This is a genomic window from Sphingobium sp. TomTYG65 (assembly GCF_055395525.1).
The window spans coordinates 2,346,979-2,367,900 of sequence record NZ_AP027330.1; the positions used below are offsets into that span (position 1 = coordinate 2,346,979).

The window sequence follows — 20,922 nt, forward strand, 5'->3', positions numbered from 1 at the left end:
GCGGCTCAGACGCCGCAGCTGCCTTTGCTGATCCCTCTTAGAAATTATATCGCAAGCGCATGCCGTACATGCGTGGCTCATTGTGGAATGCGGACACCACGCCGAAGGAGTAATAATAAGGCGTCCGCTGCTGGACATAGGTTTTGTTCAGGACATTGGTCATGAAGAAATCAATGTCGAGGGGCGTGTCAGCCACCCCTGCGAGCGTCGCACTGGCGTTCATCAGGCCATAGCCGCCGAAATAATTGCCGGGCTGGGCAGGATCGTTGAACCGGACACGCCCGGACCAACTATAGCCCGCTCGAACGGTCAGATCGCCCGCGCCCGTCTCCGCCGTGTAAGAAGCGTTGATGCCCCATTTCCACTTGGGCGAATAGGGGAGTTCCTGGCTCGAAACATCGATATTACCCGGCAGGATGAACTTCTTATAATGGGCGTCGAGATAGGACAGGTTGCCGTCCAGCGTCAGGCCGCCGATGCTGATCAGCTGTTGCAGTTCGATACCCGAAATCTTGGCGGAAGCGGCGTTCGTCACAAGGTTTGTCACTGTGGGCGGCGTGCCGGGAACGACGATCGTCTGGGTGCGCTGGATGCCCTTGTAATTGGCGGTGAAGCCCGCGAGCGTCGTGTTGAACCGGACCGCGCCCGCGCGGAACGCGCCTTTCAGACCCACTTCATAATCGGTGATGGTTTCCGGATCGAAGGCGATATAGTCGGCGAAGGGGCCTGCCGGGTCCGCATTGACGTTGAACCCGCCGCTCTTGTAGCCGCGCCGCGTCGTACCGTAGATCATCACATCGGGCGTGATCTTGTAGTCGAGGCTGAACGTATAGGTGCCCTGCGACCAGTCACCCGAATAATCGACGCGGCAGTTGGGGAAAAAGCCGGTCGAGCGGCTGATGCAGGCTCCGGTCGCCTTGCGATATTGATCGACGAAAGCCGATTTTTTGTCCCAAGTGTAGCGATAGCCGGCGGTGAAGCGGAGATTTTGTAAAGCGTCGCTGAAGACACCGAAATCGAGCGTGCCCTGCGCATAAAGAGCCTTGCTGGAGCCGGATTCGCCCTGCGCCTGAATGCGCCGCACGCCGAAGAGGGTGTAATCCCGGTCACTATAGCCGTGGGGCTTGTAGTCCAGGTAGAAGCCGCCAGCCTGCAAGGTCAGCAGTCGGTCGAGAAACTCACCGGAAAGCTGCAGCTCTTCCGTCAGATAACGTTCGTTGGAAAGTCCGTTGGCGGAAGTGTTCCCTGCGGTGGGGCTGTCATATTCGTCATAGATTCCCAGCACTGCCGACCCGTCGATGTCGAAGCCATTTTTCGACCGACTGAGGAAATAGCTGAAGATGTTCTTCAGCCGCAGATTATCGGTGACGTCCAGCGTCGTCGTGTTGATGACTGCGGTGGTCCGCTGCAGGAAGAAGGTGGGGTTATTCTCCACCTCGCGGGGGCCAAGTTGCTGCTGGCGTGCGAGTGCCGCCAGGAGCGCTGCCTTGAAAGCCGGAGGATTGGGGTTCACCTGCTCCAGGAAAAAGCCTGTTCCATTCGTCTTCGATTGGCTGCGCTGGATGATCGTGGAGTTTTCAAGGCCCTCGACCGGTCGGATCAGCAAGGTGGCGCGCAGCCCATAATAGTTGAGGTCGTCCAACCGAGACTGCGGCGCTCCCGCGAGCACGTTGCGGGTGAAGCCGTCCCGCTGCCGCCAGGTTCCGGCCACGCGCAACATGATCTTGTCTGGAACGAGGGCTACGTTGAACGCGCCGCTTACCTCGCGATTGTCATAATTGCCGTAGCCGATCTCCAGATAGCCGCCATTTTCATCACGCGGCGCGCGAGGGGTGAACAGCACGGCGCCGCCCGTCGTGTTGCGGCCGAACAGCGTGCCCTGCGGACCGTTCAGAACCTGAACATTCTCAAGGTCGAAAATCATGCCCGCCGCGCCTGCGGCAAGATAGGGCACGGGGGCTTCGGCCAGATATGTCACCACAGCCTCACCAGCCGCAAGCGTTGCGCCCTGCCCGCGCAGGGTGAAGCGATTGCCTTCTCGCGTATTGCCAGTGTTCACGTTGAGCGAAGGAACGAACTGCGACAATTCCTTGGGCGTGGCGACCTGCGCCGCCTTGAGCGTATCATTGTTCAGCGCGGTGACTGCGACCGGCACATCGTTCAATCGTTCCTCACGCCGCCGGGCGGTGACGATGATGTCGTCGCTGGTTGGACCGTCCGCCGGGATCGCCTGTTCTTCAGGGGCGACCGCATCAGCGGCCCGAGCGGTATTTGCATGTGCTATGATCGCGATCACGCTGGCCGCGATCAGGCAATGTGCTTTCATTATCCGATCTCCCATCCCTCGCCTGACGGCGAGGCCCTGTCTGTTCTCGTCCGGTACGGCTTTTGCCGATCCGGCCTTGGCGGAGTAGGTGATGGCAGTGCCGGTGTCATAGTCCCGCGAGACTAGGCTTCCGTACAGGCGGAAAAGCACAACGACCGAAGGATTTCCGCTGGTTATTAAAGGATGAGCAAAAGGCCCGCGATCAGCAACAGCAGCGCGGTGGTCCAGAGGTGCAGCCGCCAGCGCGGAGGCGCGGCCTTCTGAATGGCAGCCAGGATGGTGAGCGGGGCGATCCACGCAAGGTTCATGACGCCGCCTGCGAACAGCAGCAGCATCAAGGCCCAACAGCAGCCCACGCAATAAAGCCCGTGCCGCACGCCAAGGATGAAAGCGCTCGCAGCGCCAGCCTTCCAGTAGCGATAGATGAAGATGAGCGGCGATTGGCAACTTTCGAGGCAACGACGCTTGGCAGGCGTCAATTCGTAGGCGGCTGCGAGTAGCAGCAAAGCGGAGGCGTAAGCTCTTGGTCCGAGCGCAAGCGTCGCGGCGGACAAAAGGCCGCTGTCCAACAGCCACGCCTGAGAGGCGGCCGCGACGGCCGAAAAACCGGTCCAGACCATGATATAGGCAGCGACGAACAGGAGGCTGTGCACCAGCCGCAGGCTTTCGCTGCCGGACCGATCGATGCGGGCGTGCAGCAGGACCATCGGTGCGGCGGAGGGAAGCATCATCGCGACCATCATGACCGACCACATGGCAAAGGCCGCAGCCAGATAGGTGGAGGACCATGGATCGGCGCCCATGGTCATACCGGCCATGTCCATGCCGGACATGCCGGACATCGGGACATGCGGCTGTGACAGGAGCCATGCCCAAGCCATCAGCACGAGCGCCAACAAAGCGCCGCCGACAATCAGGCTGTTGCGGGAAAGCAGATGGTGAAGCGCCAGCGCCGCTTGGCCGGACGGAGACGCCTCCCTAATGGACAACGCCGCTCTCGGTCAGGTGCAGTTTTGCAAATTGTGCGTGGGAATCGCTGAGTTGCACATCGACTGGCCCCTGCGTCCGCGCCCAACCGCGGCCAACTTCGCAAACGTCATATTCGAAGCCCTGGGGCAGGTTGATGCGGGCGCGATGCTCCTCCCCTGTCACAGGATTGACGATCGGCTCCCCACGCGCGTCGATCCAGCCAGGGATGTCGAGCCGCGCCGACCGGCGATCGATATCGACCCGCAGGTCAATAGGCGCGAAGACAGGCTCGTGTACCTTGGTGAAGGTGGTTGAAAAGACCTGGAAGAAGGTAGCGCCCGGCACGGTATCAAGACCGCTCATGATCCGCAGCAATGCCTCGCGCTGCCGCAGATCAGCCCGTTCATCGACAATCGGCACGGCTTGGCCATTGCCTTCATGGATCGGACCCGGCCAAGCGACGATCAGCCCGAGGCGCAGCCCCGACAGATCAGTTTCGTCATGATGACCCTGTTCTATGTCGATCGCAGCGACGGCCTGGCAATGCCCCTGTGTCGGCAGTGCATTGAACTGACAGGGACAACCGTAGGAACAGTTGCAGTGAACGAATTCCTTGCCCTTGATGGTCCAGCGCGTCGCCATGGGACCTCTCCCTTGCCGTGAGTCTCGGACAGGCGGAAGCATAGCAGTTTTGAGCGCGCATCAACAGGCCGCAGCCTTAGGCCCTCCGCGTATTGGAGCTTTCGCCGGTTATGCGATTGCGGAGCGGCCGTGCCATTGTGTGGCGTCGGGCCAGCTCCGCAACCCTGCGCCAATCGGCGCAGAAAATGCCGGTCGTCCCGCGACGGGGCGGCCGATCTGAAATTACTGTTCAAAATATAGCGGGATGCCGCGGCCCGTATTGGGCCGCGGCCAACATCAAGCGTGGCTGAGCGGAACCGCAACTCTTTCGAGCGGCGGAAGCTGCGCCGGATGGGGGATCGTCACATCCACCGGGATCGCCGGTTCGACTTCCGACACACGGCCGCGCATGCCGTGGTTTGCCGCCCAGATTGCCGCCTGGGTCCGGTTCTTGACGCGCAGCTTGCGCAGCACCGCCTTCACATGAACCTTCACCGTCGCCTCGCTGATGTCCATACGCTTGGAAATGACCTTGTTCGGGCATCCCATGATGAGCCAGCGCAGGATTTCCAGTTCGCGGTCGGACAGGCTGGCCGCATCGACCGGCCGTTCTACCTCCAGCGCGTCCGTAAGGGTCGGCCGTGATTGCAATTCGTCGGCGAGCTGCGGGGGGAGCACCCGTTCACCCATAGCGACCAGTTGCAACGTCGCTACCAGGCGATCGCAGCTGATTTCCTTGATGATATAACCCATCGCGCCCAGCCGGAACGCCTTGAGCATGGTCTGGAAGTCGAAGCGGTCGGACAGGACGACCAGATAGGAGCAGGGAAAACGCCGCTGAAGGACGGCAACGCTGTCAGAGTCCAGTTCCTCGGTGCCATTATCTATTAGGAGCAAGGATGGCCCCGTATCTTCTTCCGGCACCTCCACCTTTTGAAGCGCAGTGGCAATATTGGGATATTGGCTGACCCGGAAATCCCTATCCATAAGGATCCGGCTCAAACCTTCCCGAACAATTGCATTACCGCACAACAGACGCACATTGACTGGGTAAGCCATTGGGTAGTCCCCTCATGATCCCTTTCACCTTCGTTAGCAGGCCCCAAACGAAGCGTGAAAGACCAGTGACCAAATGCCTGCAGTGCGACCCTTTCTTTTCGTTTCAACAACTTATGACTAGCATATTTGTGCCGTCAGAGTCCTGAACCGCGCGCGGAAATTTGGGGTTAGTGCCAACATCCGCTAACAGTATGTTAAGGCTTAGGAATTTTATCCTAGCCTTTCAGGCTATGTCGTTAATGCAGTGCCAGTAATACTACTTTTGGCTTACTGCAGAGGACATGGGTAAAGCATATGCCTGAGCCGTCGGCGTTGCGAGTCTCTATTTATTAACCGCTAAGATTAATTAGCTTTTCAAACCATAACAAAGACTTGTTGGGGACCAAATAGAGGGGTTCAACCCAATTACGCTCGATGGGGCTGACGAGACTCGGAGCATGGTGGATTTTCCGCAACAGTCACAGTTATGCTCTATGTCGTTTCGAATTTACAATGAATAATCACGTCGATGTTTGTCCGCTTCTGTTTTCTTGACGGAGATCAAGCCGCTCGCCCCAAGCCGCGCCAGCCCTTGCACGCCTCGCCGTGCCGTCTTAGGGGGTCAGCATGCCGCAGACACTCAGCATAGCCTCCTGGAACATCAACAGCGTCCGTGCCCGGCTCGACATTGTAGAGCGGTTTCTGACTGAAGAAGCGCCGGACATTTTGTGCCTTCAGGAAACGAAGGTGGTGAACGAGACATTTCCCACCGACATGTTCAAGCGGCTGGGCTATGTGCATCAGGTGTTGAACGGCCAGCGCATGCACCATGGCGTCGCGATCATGAGCAAGGTGCCGATTCATGAAGATGACCGGCTCGACTGGCAGGCCAATGGCGAAGCCCGCCATGTCGGTGTCCGGCTGGACAATGGGGTGCGCATCGAGAATGTCTATGTGCCGGCGGGTGGAGATGTGCCGGACCGTGCGGTCAACCCGAAGTTCGGCCAGAAGCTCGATTTTCTTGAGCGTATGATCCAATGGTCCTCGCAATTGGAGGACAAGCCGACGATCCTGACCGGCGATTTCAACATAGCCCCGATGGAATGTGACGTTTGGAGCCACAAGCAGCTTTTGAACGTCGTCAGCCATACCGTGATCGAATGCGAACTGCTGGGACGCTTGCAGGACTCCAACAATTGGGTGGATATTGGCCGCAAATTCTTCCCTGCGCCGCAGCGGCTCTACACCTGGTGGAGCTACCGCGCGCGCGATTGGGCGGAATCGGATCGTGGGCGGCGGTTGGATCATATGTGGATGACCCAGGATGTAGCGGACAAGGCGACCGGTCATCGCGTCGTCGAACCCGCGCGCAGCTGGACCAAACCGTCCGATCACGTACCGATCATCACGGAGTTCGCTTTTTGATGGGCCGCCGCGCGTGAAAGGGCGTGCCGCCGCCCGCGCCATTGATGCGCTGCGCCGGGGCTGGGCGGTGACCGTCCATGCCGCCGATGGCGCCCTGCGCATCATGGCCGTGGAAGGAGCGGATGCGGTCACGCTGGCGGACTTCGATCCATTAGGCAAAGCCGATATATTGGTGGCGGCCGCGCGCGGCGAAACGCTGAAGCTCGCCAACCAGTTGGCGGCGGCCGATCCGGACATGCCGGTGCTGATCGCGCGCGCGCCATGGATCGACGGCGACGTCGCCATGGCCATCGCCGATCCGGTGCTTGACCTTGCCTCCCCACTGAAGGGGCCCTTCGCCGCCAAAGCGATCCCGGCCCCTTTGGCCGCCAAGGCCGCTTTGAAGCTCGCCCGGCTCGCTGGCATCCTGCCCGCCTTCTTCATGACGCTGGATGGCGACAGTGAGGCGAAGGTCAGCGCGGATGAGGTGGACGCCTATGACGATGCCGCCCATCTCGCCATTGCGACGCGCGCGCGGCTTCCTGTCTCCGCCAGCGAAACGGCCGAGATCGTCGCCTTCCGCAGCCCGGACGAACCGCGCGAACATGTCGCGTTGATCATCGGCAAGCGGGATTCTTCGCCGCCCGTCGTCAGGCTGCACAGCGAATGCCTGACCGGCGATGTGCTGGGCAGCCTCAAATGCGATTGCGGCCCACAATTGCACCAGGCCTTGCATCAGATTGCGGATTCGACCTGGGGCGTCCTCCTCTATTTGCGGCAGGAGGGGCGCGGCATCGGCCTTATCAACAAGCTGCGTGCCTACGCCCTTCAGGACCAGGGTTTCGACACCGTCGACGCCAATGTCCGCTTGGGCTTCGCCATCGATGCCCGCGATTTTTCAGTCGCTGCGCGGATGCTCGACCTGCTCGGCATTGGCGGGGTGCGCCTGCTGACCAACAATCCGAACAAGGTAGCGGGGCTGGAGAAGGCGGGGATCAGGGTAACCGAGCGACTGCCGATCATCCTGCCCTCTAATCCGCACAATGAACAATATCTCGCGACCAAGCGCGACCGTACGGGCCACCAGCTATGACCGTCATCCGCGTCGATAGCGCTGCCGGGCGGCTGCGCTTCGGCGCGATCGACATGGCCTGCACCCTTGGCCGGAGCGGCACATGCCCGGCGGGGAGCAAGCATGAGGGTGACGGCTGCTCGCCACTGGGAATATGGCCGCTGCGCGGCGTATTATTGCGCCCTGGGCGAGTGGACGCGAGCGGCATTCGCCTGCCCTGGCGTTGGGTGAGACAAGGGGATGGTTGGTCAGATGACCCCGCCGATCCGGCCTATAATCGCCCGGTGCATTTGCCTCGGCCCTATTCCGCCGAAACACTGCTGCGCGACGATGACGCCTATGATGTGGTCGTCGTGCTTGGCCATAATGATGCGCCGCCGGTGCCGGGGAAAGGGAGCGCCATCTTCTTCCACCTGTCCGAAGGCCGCCCGACGGCCGGATGCATTGCGGTTGACCGCGACGACATGCTGAAGCTGCTGCCGCTGCTGTCGCCCAGCGATGTCATGGAAATCGCCTAGCCGTCGGCGCTTACGCCTGCTCCAGCGCGTCCCCTACTTCGCCGCCCGCTGCCTCGCGCAGCCGCCGCTCCAGCGTCTGAATCCGCGCCTTGCTCTCGATCTTCCCGGCGAGAAGGTCCGTCACATAGAAGGTATCAACCGCGCGCTCGCCATAGGTCGCGACATGCGCGCTGTGCACCGTGACCTTGGACTGGAACAGCGCGTTAGCTAGGCTAAACAGCAGGGCGGGGCGGTCGCGAGCGTTGACCTCGATAACCGTGAAGCGATTTGACGCCTTGTTATCGATCAGCACATTGGGCTCGATCCGGAAAGCTTCGGCGCGGGTGCGGGGCAGGGGCCGCGCCTCCAATTTGGTGATCATCCGATGCCGGTTGGCGAGCGAATCCTCGATCGCGTTGCGGATGCGGGTCAACTGCTCGGGGCTGTGGAAAGCGCCGCCCAGCGGATCCTGCACTAGGAAGTTGTCGATCGCCACGCCATCGCGCGTCGTGTGGATGCGCGCGTCGATGATGTTGCCGCCCGCCAGGTGGATGGCTCCCGCGATACGGTAAAAAAGACCCGGATGGTCAGCGGCATAGACGGTGACTAGCGTCGCGCCGCGCTGGGGATAATATTGCGCCGCGATCGACAGCGGGGAATCGCCGGATTCCAGAATGTGCTGGGCATTGTGGATCAAAATATCTTCCGGCTCGGCAATCCAGTAGGATTCGGGCAGGCGCTTGCTCAGCTTCTGGAAATCAGCGGCGGACATGCCCAGCGCCTGGCGCAGCGATTCCTGCTTGGCCGTTACCCGCTCGCTTCGGCCCTTCTGCTTGTGGCCGAGCCGCAGCACCTCCTCCGCCGCCTCGTAAAGATCGCCCAGCAACTGGCGCTTCCAGCTGTTCCAGACTCCCGGTCCGACCGCACGAATATCGACGACCGTCAGGCAAAGCAGCAGCCGGAGCCGCTCCGGGCTCTGCACCACTTCGACAAAATCCAGGATCGTCTTGTAATCGGCAAGGTCGCGCTTGAAGGCGGTGGCGGACATCAGCAGATGGTGCCGAACGAGCCAGGCTACCGTCTCCGTCTCAGCGGCGCTGAGGCCCAGCCGTGGGCAAAGATGCTCCGCCACCTCCGCGCCCAGCACGCTGTGGTCGCCACCGCGCCCCTTGGCGATGTCGTGCAAAAGCACGGCGACATAAAGGACGCGACGGGATAGCAGACGCCCCATGATCTCGGTCGAAAGTGGATGATCCTCCACCAGTTCGCCCTTTTCGACTCGCGCCAGCAGTCCGACGGCGCGGATGGTATGCTCATCGACCGTATAATGATGATACATGTCGAACTGCATCTGCGCGACGACGCGACGGAAGTCGGGAATGAAGCGGCCGAACACCGAGGATTCGTTCATCCAGCGCAGTACCGTCTCCGGATCGCGCGGCGATGTCAGCACATCCAGGAAGGCCGTATTGGCGCGGGGATCGCGGCGGATCTTGGCGGTGATGAGGCCAGCGTCGCGGCTTGCCGCGCGCATAGCGCTGGGATGAATCGCCAGTTCATGGCGATCGGCCACCGCGAAGATTTCCAGCAAGCGCACAGGGTCCTGCTGAAAGAAATCGTCGCTCGGTAGCGCGAGGCGGCCACGGTCCAGCACGAAACCGTCCAGCTTCTTGGGCCGACGGAAGATTGAGGGGATATAGCGCCGCCCCTTCGGACCCATCTGGTCGTCCAAATGCGCCAGGAACACGGCGGTAAGATCGCCGACCGTCTTCGCGTTCAGGAAATAATAGCGCATGAAGCGCTCGACCCCTGACCGCCCCTGCCGCCCTATAAAGTGCATGCGCGTCGCGGTTTCCAGCTGCAGGTCGAAAGTCAGGCGGTCTTCCGCGCGGCCTGTGATCATGTGCAGATGGCAGCGCACGGCCCAGAGGAAATCCTCCGCTTTCTGGAACTGACGCAGCTCCAGCTCGGTGAGCAGGCCGACATCCACCAGCTCGGCGACCGATTTCACCCGGTTCACATATTTGCCGATCCAGAACAGGGTGTGCAGGTCGCGCAGGCCGCCCTTGCCCTCCTTCACATTGGGTTCGACGACATAGCGGCTGTCGCCCATGCGCTTGTGCCGTTCGTCGCGCTCCTCCAGCTTTTCGGTGACGAAGGCGCGGGCGGTGCCCTGCATCACCTCCGCGTCAAAGCGCTTGGCGGTTTCTTCGTAGAGCGCCCGATCGCCCCAGATATAGCGGGCCTCCAGCAACGCGGTGCGGACCGTCAGGTCAGCCTTCGCCATGCGCATGGTTTCGTCGATCGAACGGCTCGAATGTCCGACCTTCAGCCCCAGGTCCCAGAGGGAATAGAGCATGGATTCGATTACCTGCTCGGTCCAGCCGGTCGGCTTCCAAGGGGTGATGAAGGCGATGTCGACGTCGCTGTGCGGCGCCATTTCGCCGCGCCCATAGCCGCCCACGGCCATCAGGGCGATACGCTCACCTGTGCTGCGGTTGCTGGCAGGATAGAGGTGGTGCGTCGTCGCGTCATATAGCAGACGCAATATCTGATCGACCAGGAAGGCGAAGGCGGTGACCGCCTCCCTCCCCCGTGTCGGCTTCGCGTCCAGGCGGCGCGCGACATCTAGGCGCCCCGCGTCGAGAGCCGTCTTCAACTCCCGTACGATCAGCCCCCGCAGCTTCGCCGGATCGCTGCGATATTCCTGCGCCAGGGCGTTGATGCTATCGGAAATCGCGCGCCGGTCAATGATCGAGCGGCGCGATCCCAGGGAGGGGAACTGCATGACCATGGGTCTAATCTAGTCTTCGCTGCTGGCGGCGGCCAGTTGTTTCAAATGATAAAGCTGCTCCAGCGCCTCGCGGGGCGACAAGGCGTCGGCATCAATCGCGTCGAGGGCGGCGCGTAGAGGATCGACCTTTTCTTCCTCCTGCACCGCCGCCGCGGCGAACAGCGGCAGGTCGTCGAGCCCGGCGGCAATGCCCCCGGTCTTTGCCTTGCCCGCCTCCAGACGAGATAGCACATCCTTGGCGCGCTTGAGTACCGCGGGGGGCAAGCCCGCCAGCCGCGCGACGGCAAGGCCATAGCTGCGATCGGCAGGCCCCTGCGCCAGTTCATGCAGCAGGACGAGGTCGCCCTTCCACTCGCGTGCTCGCACATGATGAAGCGAAAGCGCCGGAAGCGTCTCCGCGAGCCGCGTCAGCTCGTGATAATGGGTTGCGAACAGGCAACGGCAGCGGTTGACCTCATGGACCGCCTCGACCACCGCCCAGGCCAGCGCCAGCCCGTCATAGGTCGATGTGCCGCGCCCCACTTCATCCAGAATGACGAAGCTACGTTCGCTCGCCTGCGCGAGGATGGCGGCGGTCTCCACCATTTCGACCATGAAGGTCGAACGACCGCGCGCCAGGTTGTCCGACGCGCCGACGCGACTGAACAGCCGATCGACCAGGGTCAGCGTGGCCGATTGCGCGGGCACATAGGCGCCCGCCTGGGCCAAAATGACGATCAGCGCATTCTGGCGGAGGAAGGTGGATTTACCGCCCATGTTGGGGCCGGTAACCAGCCACAGCCGATCGCGCGCACCCAGCCGGCAGTCATTGGCGACGAAAGGCTGCCCTTCGCGCCGCAGCGCATCTTCCACCACCGGATGGCGGCCGCCGATGATTTCGAGGCAGGGGCCTTCGCCATCTTGAGGCAGGAAATGCGGCCGCTGCCAGCCGCCCTCGGCCGCTCGCTCGGCCAGGGCCGCTGCAACATCCAGCCGCGCCAATGCGTCGGCGGCGAGCGCGATTTCGGATTTCCGCCCCAGGGTGGATTCGATCAGATCTTCCAGATGAGCCGCTTCGGCCACCAGCGCATGGGCGCCCGCTTGCGACACCCGGCCTGCCTGTTCATGCAGATCGATCGAATTGAACCGCACCACCCCGGCCAGCGTCTGACGATGCGTGAAGCCGCTGTCCGGCTGCATCAGCGGGTCGGCCGCGCGCGCGGGCACCTCCACATGGTAGCCAAGCACGCCATTATGCCGGATCTTGAGCGACCCGATCCCGGTCTGCTCCCGATATTTGGCCTCCAGCGCGGCGATCGCGCGGCGGCCGTCGCCCGCCATGCGCCGCAATTCGTCCAGCGCTGGGTCATAGCTGTCGGCAATATAGCCGCCATTGGCCGTTTCCGTCGGCGGACTCGGCACCAACGCACGCGAAAGGCTGTCCACCAGTGCGCCGTGGCCATCAAGCGCTGGGAGCAGTTGTTGCAGCAGCGGCGGCTGATCTGGCAGCCGCCCGAGCCGTTCCCGCAGCATCCGGGCTTCGTTCAATCCATCCCGCAATTGCCCCAGGTCGCGCGGACTGCCCCGCCCCACCGCAATCCGCCCCAGGGCGCGGCCGATATCGGGCAGCGCCCGCAGCGCAGCGCGGAGCTGGTCGCGGAGCAGCGGGTCGTCATGAAACAGCTGGACGAGCCCCAGCCGCGCTTCGATCAACCCTTGATCCATCAGCGGCGCAGACAGGTCCTGCCCCAGCAGCCGTGCACCTGCGCCTGTGACAGTGCGGTCCACCGCGCCCAGCAGGCTTCCCGCCCGCACGCCACTCATGGTGGCGGTAATTTCCAGGCTTTCTCGCGTTGCAGCGTCGATCGCAACATGCGCGCCGCTCGTCTTGCGCACCGGCGGAGCGAGAAAAGGCAGGGTGCCTTTGCCTGCATGATCAAGATAGCCGATCAGCCCGCCCATGGCAGCCAGTTCAGCGCGTCCGAACTGGCCGAAGCCATCCAGCGTCGCCACTCCGAACAACCGCTTCAGCGCCGCCTCGGCCCTGTTGCTCGAGAAGGCCGTGCGATCGAAAGGATGCGACTCCGCCAAGTCGAGCGCCAACCCATCTGGAACCACAATCTCGCTGGGACGAAGCCGCGCCAGTTCGGCGGGCAAGTCAGCGGTGCGCAACGTCAACGTCTCGAACCGGCCGGTGGAGATGTCGGCCGCCGCAATCCCGATCTCGGCCGCGCCATCGCCGCCCGTCTGCGCGAGCGCTACAAGCATGTTGTCGCGCCGGGAATCGAGCAGCGTCTCCTCGGTCAGGGTTCCGGCCGTCACATAGCGGACGATCGCCCGGGCAACGAGCGCCTTGCTGCCGCGCGCCTTGGCCTCGGCGGGGGTTTCCGTCTGTTCGGCGATGGCGACCCGGTGTCCCGCCTTTATCAGCCGGGCGAGATAGCTTTCGGCGCTATGCACCGGAACGCCGCACATGGGGATGGGCGCACCGCCATGTTCGCCCCGGCTGGTGAGCGCAATGTCCAGCGTCGCCGCCGCAGCCTTGGCATCGTCGAAGAACAGTTCGAAAAAGTCGCCCATGCGATAGAAGAGTAGGCAATCCTGCGCCTCAGCCTTCAGCGCCAGATATTGCGCCATCATTGGCGTCGGCTGATTTGCAGCGATGTCCTTGGGGCTGTGCATGACCGTCAGGCGATAGCGCCAAGCGGCAGATCAGGAAAGAGCGCGAAAAAACGTGTCTCTCGCGCTTGCCGACAGGTCACGCTTGCCGCTAGGGCCTTTGCAGGAAAAAGTGGGGACGGATGCGTCATGGCCGATAAGTCGAATGTGGAATTTTCTGAGCGCGAGGCGCTGTTCTTCCATTCGACAGGCAGGCCCGGCAAGATCGAGATCATTGCGTCAAAGCCCATGGCGACGCAGCGCGACCTGTCGCTCGCCTACTCGCCCGGCGTGGCTGTCCCGGTACGTGCCATCGCCGAAGATCCTGCGACCGCTTACGACTATACCGCCAAGGGCAATCTGGTCGCGGTCATCTCCAATGGCACGGCGATACTGGGCCTCGGCAATCTGGGCGCGCTGGCGTCCAAGCCGGTGATGGAGGGCAAGGCGGTCCTGTTCAAGCGCTTCGCCGACGTCGATTCCATCGACATCGAGCTGAAGACCGAGGACGTCGACAAGTTCATCGACGCGGTCGAGCTGATGGAGCCGACCTTCGGCGGCATCAACCTTGAGGATATCAAGGCGCCAGAATGCTTCATCATCGAACAGACGCTCAAAGAGCGGATGAACATTCCCGTCTTTCATGACGACCAGCATGGCACCGCCATCATCGCCGCGGCCGGCGTCATCAACGCGGCGATGCTGACCGGCCGTGATCTGAAAGACATGAAGGTCGTCGTGAACGGCGCGGGCGCAGCCTCGATCTCCTGCACGGAACTGATCAAGGCGATCGGCGTGCAGAACGACAATGTCATCATGTGCGATTCCAAGGGCGTCATCTATCAGGGCCGCACCGAGGGCATGAACCAGTGGAAATCGGCGCATGCGGTGAAGACCGATGCACGCACGTTGGGCGAAGCGATCAAGGGTGCGGACGTTTTCCTCGGCCTGTCGGTGGCAGGCGCGGTGTCGAAGGACATGGTGAAGTCGATGGCGGACAAGCCGATCATCTTCGCCATGGCCAACCCTGACCCCGAAATCACGCCGCCCGATGTGCTGGAGGTGCGCCCGGACGCCATCGTCGCTACCGGCCGTTCGGATTATCCGAACCAGGTCAACAATGTGCTTGGTTTCCCCTTCATCTTCCGCGGTGCGCTTGACGTCCGCGCGACGGGCATCAACGAACCGATGAAGGTGGCCGCGGCTCAGGCGATTGCCGAGCTGGCGCGCGAGCAGGTGCCCGAAGAAGTCGCGAAAGCCTATGGCCGCTCCCACAGCTTCGGCCCGGATTACATCATCCCGGCCCCCTTCGATCCGCGTCTGATGGAAGTCGTCCCCGCTGCGGTCGCTCAGGCTGCGATGGAAACGGGCGTCGCGCAAAAGCCGATCGCCGACATGGCCGCCTACCGGCAGTCGCTCAAAGGGCGGCTCAACCCCACGACTTCGGTGCTGACCACCGCCTATGAGGTAACCAAGGCCAATCCCAAGCGCGTTGTCTTTGCCGAGGCGGAAGAGGAAGTGGTGTTGCGCGCCGCGATCCAGTTCCGCGACCTTGGCTATGGCATCCCTGTCCTGGTCGGCCGCCACGAGGTTTATGACAAACTGCAGGCGCTGGGCGTGCGCGATCCGGAAAGCTTCGAGCTGCACAACAGCGTCAATTCGCCGCTGGTGCCGGAAATGGTCGATCGCCTTTATGAAAGGCTGCAGCGGCGCGGCCATCTGCGCCGCGATTGCGAGCGCATGGTCAATCGCGATCGCAATATTTTCGGCGCGCTGCTTGTCAGCATGGGTCATGCCGATGCGATGATCACTGGTGTGACGCGGCCCTTCGCCCAAACCCTGCGCGAGGTGAAGCGCGTAATGGACCCGGCGGCTGACCGCACGCCCTTCGGCATCCATATCATGGTGTCGAAAGACAAGACGGTGTTCCTCGCTGACACCACCGTCAACGAACGGCCCTCGGCCCACGAACTGGCCGACATTGCCGAAGGCACCGTCGCTGTCGCCCGCCGTATGGGCCATGACCCGCGCGTCGCTTTCCTTTCCTATTCCAATTTCGGCAATCCGCCCGGCGGCCATCTGGAAAATGTCCGCGACGCGCTGAAGGTGCTCGACGGCCGCGATGTCGATTTCGAATATGAAGGCGAAATGACCGCCGACGCGGCGCTCAACCCGACGGTCATGAAGAACTATCCCTTCAGCCGCCTGTCGGGGCCTGCCAACGTGTTAGTCATGCCAGGGCTCCAATCCGCCAACATCTCAGCGAAGCTGCTGCGCGAACTAGGCGGCACGACCATGATCGGGCCGATGCTGGTCGGCATGGAAAAGTCGGTGCAGATCGCCACCATGTCGTCCAACGCATCGGAACTGCTGACGCTTGCGGTGCTAGCTTCGGCAGGTGTGGCTATCTAGGCGCGGAGGGCAGGCGTTCAGCCCTGCCGCCAGAGCGCGACCTCGTCGGGCCGGTCGATATCCAGACCCAGGCCCGGCCTGTCGATGGTGAGAAAAGGCAGGCCAAGCCGAATGGCTTCGTCCCGGTGCGCGGCAAAGCTGCCATCACCGTAGCGGAAGCGGAATTGCGCCGCTGCGGGTAACGGCAGAGATATCGCATTGGTGCCCACGCCCGCTCGGTCCGGCCCACCAGCGATCGCGTCTGGAGGTATATCGATCAGCGCCGCCACATCATCAGGCTCGATCGCCGGCAGATCGGCCGACAGGAGGAGCAATCGTCCGATCCCCTCCCCCATGGCAACGTCCCGCGCGCTCGACATCGCTGCATTGAGCCCCCGTCCTGGATCGGCAAGTAGTCCTATGTCCGTGTCCAGCCCGTGGCGCGACGGCCCCAGCAGCAGCACCTGTTCCCGCCCGGCCACCGCTTGCGCGGCAACAACCGTTCGACGCAGCATCGCCGCCACCAGAACCTGCCTCTCGGCGTCGCCCAAGGCCGGGGAGAGCCGCGTCTTGCACGCCTCAGGCGCCTTGATCGGGATGACGACCCAGCAGCGCACGGCTCAACCGGCGATCCGGTCCGCCAGCGCCAGTGCGGCGCGCGCGACCCTCTCCCGATCCTCCATCGTCTTCATCAAGGTGTCGGTGACGTCATGGGCAATGGAAAGGTCCGCCGCATCGTCCCGTTCATCGACCAGCAGCCCGTCGATTACCCCCGCATAATGGGCGGCAATGCTTTGGTTGGTGATGGCCAGCCCCAGTTCGGCCATCAGCTTCGCGGTCGGCCCCTTTACCGCTTGCCCGCCAACAATGGGGGAGACGGCCACGACTGGCGCCTTGGCGGCCGCCAGCGCCTCTCTGATTCCAGGCACAGCGAGAACCGGATCGACGCTCAGCCAGGGATTGGACGGCGCGATCAAGATGACGCGGGTCGCCGGATCGCTGATTGCCTTGATCACGCCCGGCGCGGGCAGCGCGCGCTCCGCACCTTCAAAACGGATCGCCTGCACGGCCGGTTCGCAGCGGCGTTGGACGAAATAGCGCTGGAAGGGCAAGTCGCCTTCATCGGTCATCAAGTGAGTGGCGACCGGGTCATCGCTCATCGGCAGGATGGTTAGGCCGAGCCCCCAGGCCGCTGCGAAGCGCGCGGTAACGGCGCTCAATGTTTCCCCATTCGCCAGCAGGTGCGAGCGCAGCACATGGAGCGCCAGATCGCCATCGCCCAGTAGGAACCAATCCTCGCCGCCGAGCGACTTCAGCACATCCATGAAGCTCCAGCTTTCGCCTTCACGGCCCCATCCCTGCGCGGAGTTGGACTTGCCGGAGAGCGTGTAGAGAAGCGTGTCGATATCTGGCGAAACCGCCAGCCCCAGATGGCGGAAATCGTCGCCCGTATTGACGATGGCCGTGATATTCTGCGGTGGGCACACCCGCATGAGCCCCAGCACCAATTTGGCTCCGCCTACGCCTCCGGTCAGGACGACGATGCGACTCATCGGAACAGGTCCTCTTCCAGCGGACGCACCAGCGCAATGGCGGGCGCGTCGCCATCAGGCAGCGGCAAGCCGCGGATCAGCACTGCGGGTATGCCTTCTGCTCCCTCGCCAGTGGCTAGCGCCGCCGCCGTGGCAATCTGGTCGGCCAGCGCGATCTGGGTCACCTCCAGCCGGCGACCGTCCCGGTCCTCCTCACCCCGGCGATCTACCAACGCAGGCAAGCCGGCTGAGCCGATCGCCACGCCAACCACACCATATCGCCAAGGGCGTCCGAAGCTGTCGGATATGACGACCGCTGGCGCGATCCCATCATCCCCTGCAAGCGCCTCGCTCAGCCCTGCCGCTGACCCATCAGGATCGACCGGCAGCAGCAGCGCGCGCTCCGATCCCCCCGGCCCGATATTTGACCGGTCAATGCCGCTGTTCGCCATCACATGCCCCAGCCGATGGCGAGTGATCAGCACATGGGGCACGGCGCGGACGACCGCGCTGCTCTCCTGCAGCACTAACTCCACCAGCCGCGCATCCTTGCGCGTCGTCTTTGCCAGCTCCAGCGCGCCCGGGCTGGGCTGCACCGCGTCCAGATCGATCATGCGGCCTTCGGCCTTGGACAGAATCTTCTGGGTGACGACCAGCACGTCACCCTGGTGCACGGGCCAAAGCCCCGCAGCCTCCAGCGCCTGCCGCAGCAGCTTCGCCAGATCGTCACCGGCCGATATCTCCGGCATGCCAGCCAGCGGATGAATCGCAATCATAGCGCGCTGTAACGCGCGCGGGCTCTGGTGGGTAGCCGCTGTATCGGCGGAATCGACAGCGGCTAATGGCCGACAGCACGGTTTTCCTTGCCAGCCGGAAAGCAAGGCGCGAACAGTCAATATGAACGTTCATTCCAGTCCCGACTCTCGGAAAGACCAGCCATGACAGACGCCGTAGAATTTGACAGCGCCACCTTCCGGCGCGTGCTGGGCCATTATCCGACGGGTGTGTGCGTCGTGACCGCCGTTGATCAGGACGGTCCTACCGGCATGGTGGTGGGCTCCTTCACCTCTGTTTCCCTCGATCCGCCGCTGGTGGCCTTCTTTCCCGCCAAGTCGTCCAGCAGCTGGCCCCGGATCGAGCAGGCGGGCCGCTTCTGCGTGAACGTGTTGGCGAGCGACCAGCAACTGCTGTGCCGCCAATTCTCAGCCAAGGGCGCGGACAAGTTCGCGGGCGTGGCGCACCGCGTGTCCTTCCTTGGCTCGCCAATTCTGGACGGCGTCGTCGCCTGGATAGATTGCACGCTGGAAGCGGTGCATGAGGCAGGCGACCATTATATCGTCCTTGGGCGGGTCAAGGCGTTGGAAGTCGACCGGCCGGATAAGCCCTTGCTCTTCTTCCAGGGCGCCTATGGCGAGTTCGCCCATCTCGCATGACATGGACGGCCCCGTTACCGCTCCTTAACACGGGTTGGTTAAGGCAGTCCGGTCATGACGGCCTTGCTCATCACCATAGACACGGAAATATCCGCGCTCTTCCATGAGCGCGGCGTTGCGCTGGACGACAATATCCGCTCTTCGATATGGGGGCACGCGCAGGGCCGCGCCTATGGCATCGGCTGGCAAATGGATGAGTTGGAACGCCATGGCCTAAGGGGCGTGTTCTTCGTCGATCCGATGCCCGCCCTGGTCCATGGGATCGACTTTCTGAAGCCTATCGTGGCCGAGATCGCCCGACGCGGTCATGAGGTGCAGCTGCATATCCACAGCGAATGGCTGCGCTGGGCGTCCAGCTCTCCTGTTGGGGGGCGGCAAGGCCGCAACATCGGCGACTTCCATTTGGATGATCAAATGGCCCTGCTGCGCTTGGGGCAGGATTTGCTGGAGGAGGCAGGCGCGCCTGCCATTACCGCCTTCAGGGCGGGCAATTTTGGCGCCAATGATGACACTCTGCGGGCGCTCGCGACGCTGGGCATCGCATGGGACAGCAGCGTCAATCCCGCCTATCATCGCTATGGCTGCCACATCAGCGGCGCGCGTGACCAGGTCGGCCCTTCGCACCGGTTCGGCGTGTCCGAGCTGCCGGTGTCCGGCATCGTCGATCGCCCCGGCGGCTTCCGTCCCGCTCAGATCTGCGCCATGTCAGCCGGGGAAATGCGCATGGGGCTGAGCCATGCCGTACGGGAGCAACATTTGGCCTTTGTCGTCGTCACCCACAGTTTCGAGATGCTATCCCGCGACCGGCAACGGCCCAATCACGCCGTGATGCGCCGCTTTACCGCCCTTTGTCGGCAAGCATCCGAAATACCCGATGTGCGCGTCTGCGGCTTTCGCAACCTGCCGCCCACGCTCGCCACCGATCCGATCCCGCTGCCCACCCGAGTTCCACCCAACCGCATGCGGACCGCCGGCCGCATGGCGCAACAGCTATGGGCAAGCTGGCGATACGAAAGACGGCTGATTCCCGCCTAACACCGGTCGGCAGCAGCCGAAGCTGGATCGATGATAATGAGAAGGGTGGCGGAGACGGAGGGATTCGAACCCTCGGTACCGGATTTACCAGTACGACGGTTTAGCAAACCGTTGGTTTCAGCCACTCACCCACGTCTCCAAACATGGCCTGAACGCCCGCTTGGGGCGGGACAGCGGCTAGGCGAGAAGCGCTATAACGGCGGCTTTCGCGCAAGGCAACGGGTCTATGCCACGAAATTCTCTCAATTCTGCCCATCGGATTCGTTCCAGCCCGGAATCGACTCGGGTCGCCGTTCGTTCATTGTCGTTTCAGCTTGCCATCCGATAATCTGACAGATGGTTGAAGAGCGGGAATTCGGGGAGTTGCAGGCATGATCGGGATGGTAAAGCGGATGACGGTCCGCCTGACGCGGAGCGGCACATGGGCGTTCGTGGCAGCTGCCGTGGCGCTGACGCCGGTCGCTGGGCAGGCGCAGGTGCGCACGGTCGATCCCAACACGGCGATCGATGCTGATCTTGCCCCTGTCCCGCCGTCGAACAGCACCCCAACCGATCCCGGCGTCGATAGCAGTGTGCCACCCTCAAGCACCACTGCACAGGACGCGCCTCTTCCCGCCACGCAAGACGGCACTGCCACCGGCGCTCCGGTCACCGCCAGTTCGCCGCCCGCTGCGCTCTCTCCAGCCGAATCCTATCAGGAAGATGACCTGATCGGCGCGGCCGAGGGCGTTTTCGGCAAGGGCGCCGAAGGACTTGCCGGCATGATCGAGAAGATTCTGAAGGATCAGGGCCGTCCCAACGCCTATATTGCCGGGCGCGAAGCCTCGGGCGCGTTCGTGGTCGGCCTGCGCTACGGATCGGGCACGCTCAACCATAAGGTCGAAGGCCGCCGCCAGGTCTATTGGACCGGTCCTTCGATCGGTTTCGATGTGGGCGGCAATGCCGCCAATACCTTCGTCCTCGTCTATAATCTCTACGACACGCAGGACCTGTATCACCGCTTCCCTGCCGCCGAGGGCACGGCCTATCTGGTGGGCGGATTCACCGCCAGCTATCTGCGCTGGGGCAGCGTCGTGCTGATCCCCATCCGCCTGGGCGTAGGTTACCGTCTGGGCGTCAATGCCGGTTATATGAAGTTCACCGAAAAACGGAACTGGCTGCCTTTCTGAGCCC

General features: G+C 62.8%; 16 protein-coding genes and 1 tRNA gene. 7 read left to right on the forward strand and 10 right to left on the reverse strand.

The features are described from left to right. Nucleotides 1-37: 37 nt before the first annotated feature. The 4 genes from ACZ5Y5_RS11600 to ACZ5Y5_RS11615 all read right to left on the reverse strand — a co-directional run bounded on the left by ACZ5Y5_RS11600 (nucleotide 38) and on the right by ACZ5Y5_RS11615 (nucleotide 4,903). Entirely contained in the window at nucleotides 38-2,326 is a 2,289-nt protein-coding gene (locus ACZ5Y5_RS11600) for a TonB-dependent receptor (RefSeq protein WP_464808773.1), read from the reverse strand. Nucleotides 2,327-2,502: 176 nt separating this feature from the next. Continuing rightward, entirely contained in the window at nucleotides 2,503-3,315 is an 813-nt protein-coding gene (locus ACZ5Y5_RS11605; protein WP_464808774.1) for a DUF2182 domain-containing protein, read from the reverse strand. Beyond that, nucleotides 3,305-3,937 carry a DUF1326 domain-containing protein gene (locus tag ACZ5Y5_RS11610; protein ID WP_464808775.1) on the reverse strand — a complete coding sequence of 211 codons (633 nt, stop codon included), beginning with the start codon at nucleotides 3,935-3,937 and terminating at the stop codon, nucleotides 3,305-3,307. The genes ACZ5Y5_RS11605 and ACZ5Y5_RS11610 overlap by 11 nt, the downstream gene beginning before the upstream one ends. Before the next feature lie 276 nt (nucleotides 3,938-4,213). Then, a complete protein-coding gene (locus tag ACZ5Y5_RS11615; RefSeq protein ID WP_464808776.1) occupies nucleotides 4,214-4,903 on the reverse strand; it encodes a LuxR C-terminal-related transcriptional regulator in 690 nt (229 codons plus the stop codon). Nucleotides 4,904-5,581: 678 nt separating this feature from the next. Between ACZ5Y5_RS11615 and xth the strand changes: the two genes are divergently transcribed. From xth to ACZ5Y5_RS11630, 3 genes are read left to right on the forward strand one after another with little or no spacing between them, the layout of a single operon-like run. Then, nucleotides 5,582-6,379, forward strand: coding sequence for an exodeoxyribonuclease III (xth, locus tag ACZ5Y5_RS11620; RefSeq protein WP_464808777.1), 798 nt, complete (start codon nucleotides 5,582-5,584; stop codon nucleotides 6,377-6,379). A gap of 13 nt (nucleotides 6,380-6,392) precedes the next feature. After that, complete coding sequence (gene ribA, locus ACZ5Y5_RS11625; protein WP_464808778.1) at nucleotides 6,393-7,451, forward strand: GTP cyclohydrolase II; 1,059 nt, start codon at nucleotides 6,393-6,395, stop codon at nucleotides 7,449-7,451. Further along, nucleotides 7,448-7,948, forward strand: a complete 501-nt coding sequence (locus ACZ5Y5_RS11630) for a L,D-transpeptidase family protein (RefSeq protein ID WP_464808779.1) — start codon at nucleotides 7,448-7,450, stop codon at nucleotides 7,946-7,948. Before ribA ends, ACZ5Y5_RS11630 begins: the two co-directional genes overlap by 4 nt. Before the next feature lie 10 nt (nucleotides 7,949-7,958). On the opposite strand, the gene ACZ5Y5_RS11635 is transcribed toward ACZ5Y5_RS11630, so the two are convergent. Both ACZ5Y5_RS11635 and mutS read right to left on the reverse strand, forming a co-directional pair. Further along, complete coding sequence (locus ACZ5Y5_RS11635; RefSeq protein WP_464808780.1) at nucleotides 7,959-10,721, reverse strand: [protein-PII] uridylyltransferase; 2,763 nt, start codon at nucleotides 10,719-10,721, stop codon at nucleotides 7,959-7,961. 9 nt (nucleotides 10,722-10,730) lie between these two features. Beyond that, nucleotides 10,731-13,382 (reverse strand): DNA mismatch repair protein MutS, encoded by a 2,652-nt coding sequence (gene mutS / locus ACZ5Y5_RS11640; protein WP_464808781.1) that lies wholly within the window; start codon nucleotides 13,380-13,382, stop codon nucleotides 10,731-10,733. A 126-nt stretch (nucleotides 13,383-13,508) separates the two neighbouring features. On the opposite strand from mutS, the gene ACZ5Y5_RS11645 reads away from it, so the two are divergent. Next, nucleotides 13,509-15,770: an NADP-dependent malic enzyme gene (locus ACZ5Y5_RS11645; protein WP_464808782.1), complete on the forward strand. Its 2,262-nt coding sequence runs from the start codon at nucleotides 13,509-13,511 to the stop codon at nucleotides 15,768-15,770. Between the two features lie 17 nt (nucleotides 15,771-15,787). Here the strand turns inward: ACZ5Y5_RS11645 and cofC are convergent, their stop codons facing one another. From cofC to cofE, 3 genes are read right to left on the reverse strand one after another with little or no spacing between them, the layout of a single operon-like run. After that, nucleotides 15,788-16,366 carry a 2-phospho-L-lactate guanylyltransferase gene (cofC, locus tag ACZ5Y5_RS11650; RefSeq protein ID WP_464808783.1) on the reverse strand — a complete coding sequence of 193 codons (579 nt, stop codon included), beginning with the start codon at nucleotides 16,364-16,366 and terminating at the stop codon, nucleotides 15,788-15,790. Between the two features lie 3 nt (nucleotides 16,367-16,369). Continuing rightward, nucleotides 16,370-17,302: a 2-phospho-L-lactate transferase gene (gene cofD / locus ACZ5Y5_RS11655; protein WP_464808784.1), complete on the reverse strand. Its 933-nt coding sequence runs from the start codon at nucleotides 17,300-17,302 to the stop codon at nucleotides 16,370-16,372. Beyond that, complete coding sequence (gene cofE, locus ACZ5Y5_RS11660; RefSeq protein WP_464808785.1) at nucleotides 17,299-18,057, reverse strand: coenzyme F420-0:L-glutamate ligase; 759 nt, start codon at nucleotides 18,055-18,057, stop codon at nucleotides 17,299-17,301. The genes cofD and cofE overlap by 4 nt, the downstream gene beginning before the upstream one ends. 162 nt (nucleotides 18,058-18,219) lie before the next feature. Here cofE and ACZ5Y5_RS11665 point away from each other — a divergent pair, with 162 nt between their 5' ends. Further along, complete coding sequence (locus tag ACZ5Y5_RS11665; RefSeq protein ID WP_464808786.1) at nucleotides 18,220-18,714, forward strand: flavin reductase family protein; 495 nt, start codon at nucleotides 18,220-18,222, stop codon at nucleotides 18,712-18,714. A gap of 54 nt (nucleotides 18,715-18,768) precedes the next feature. After that, the gene (locus tag ACZ5Y5_RS11670; RefSeq protein ID WP_464808787.1) at nucleotides 18,769-19,749 is read left to right on the forward strand and encodes a polysaccharide deacetylase family protein; all 981 of its coding nucleotides are present in this window, start codon (nucleotides 18,769-18,771) and stop codon (nucleotides 19,747-19,749) included. A gap of 46 nt (nucleotides 19,750-19,795) precedes the next feature. Here the strand turns inward: ACZ5Y5_RS11670 and ACZ5Y5_RS11675 are convergent. Next, a tRNA-Ser gene (locus ACZ5Y5_RS11675) sits at nucleotides 19,796-19,888 on the reverse strand. Between the two features lie 232 nt (nucleotides 19,889-20,120). On the opposite strand from ACZ5Y5_RS11675, the gene ACZ5Y5_RS11680 reads away from it, so the two are divergent. Next, a complete protein-coding gene (locus ACZ5Y5_RS11680; protein ID WP_464808788.1) occupies nucleotides 20,121-20,918 on the forward strand; it encodes a DUF1134 domain-containing protein in 798 nt (265 codons plus the stop codon). The last annotated feature ends 4 nt before the right edge of the window (nucleotides 20,919-20,922 follow it).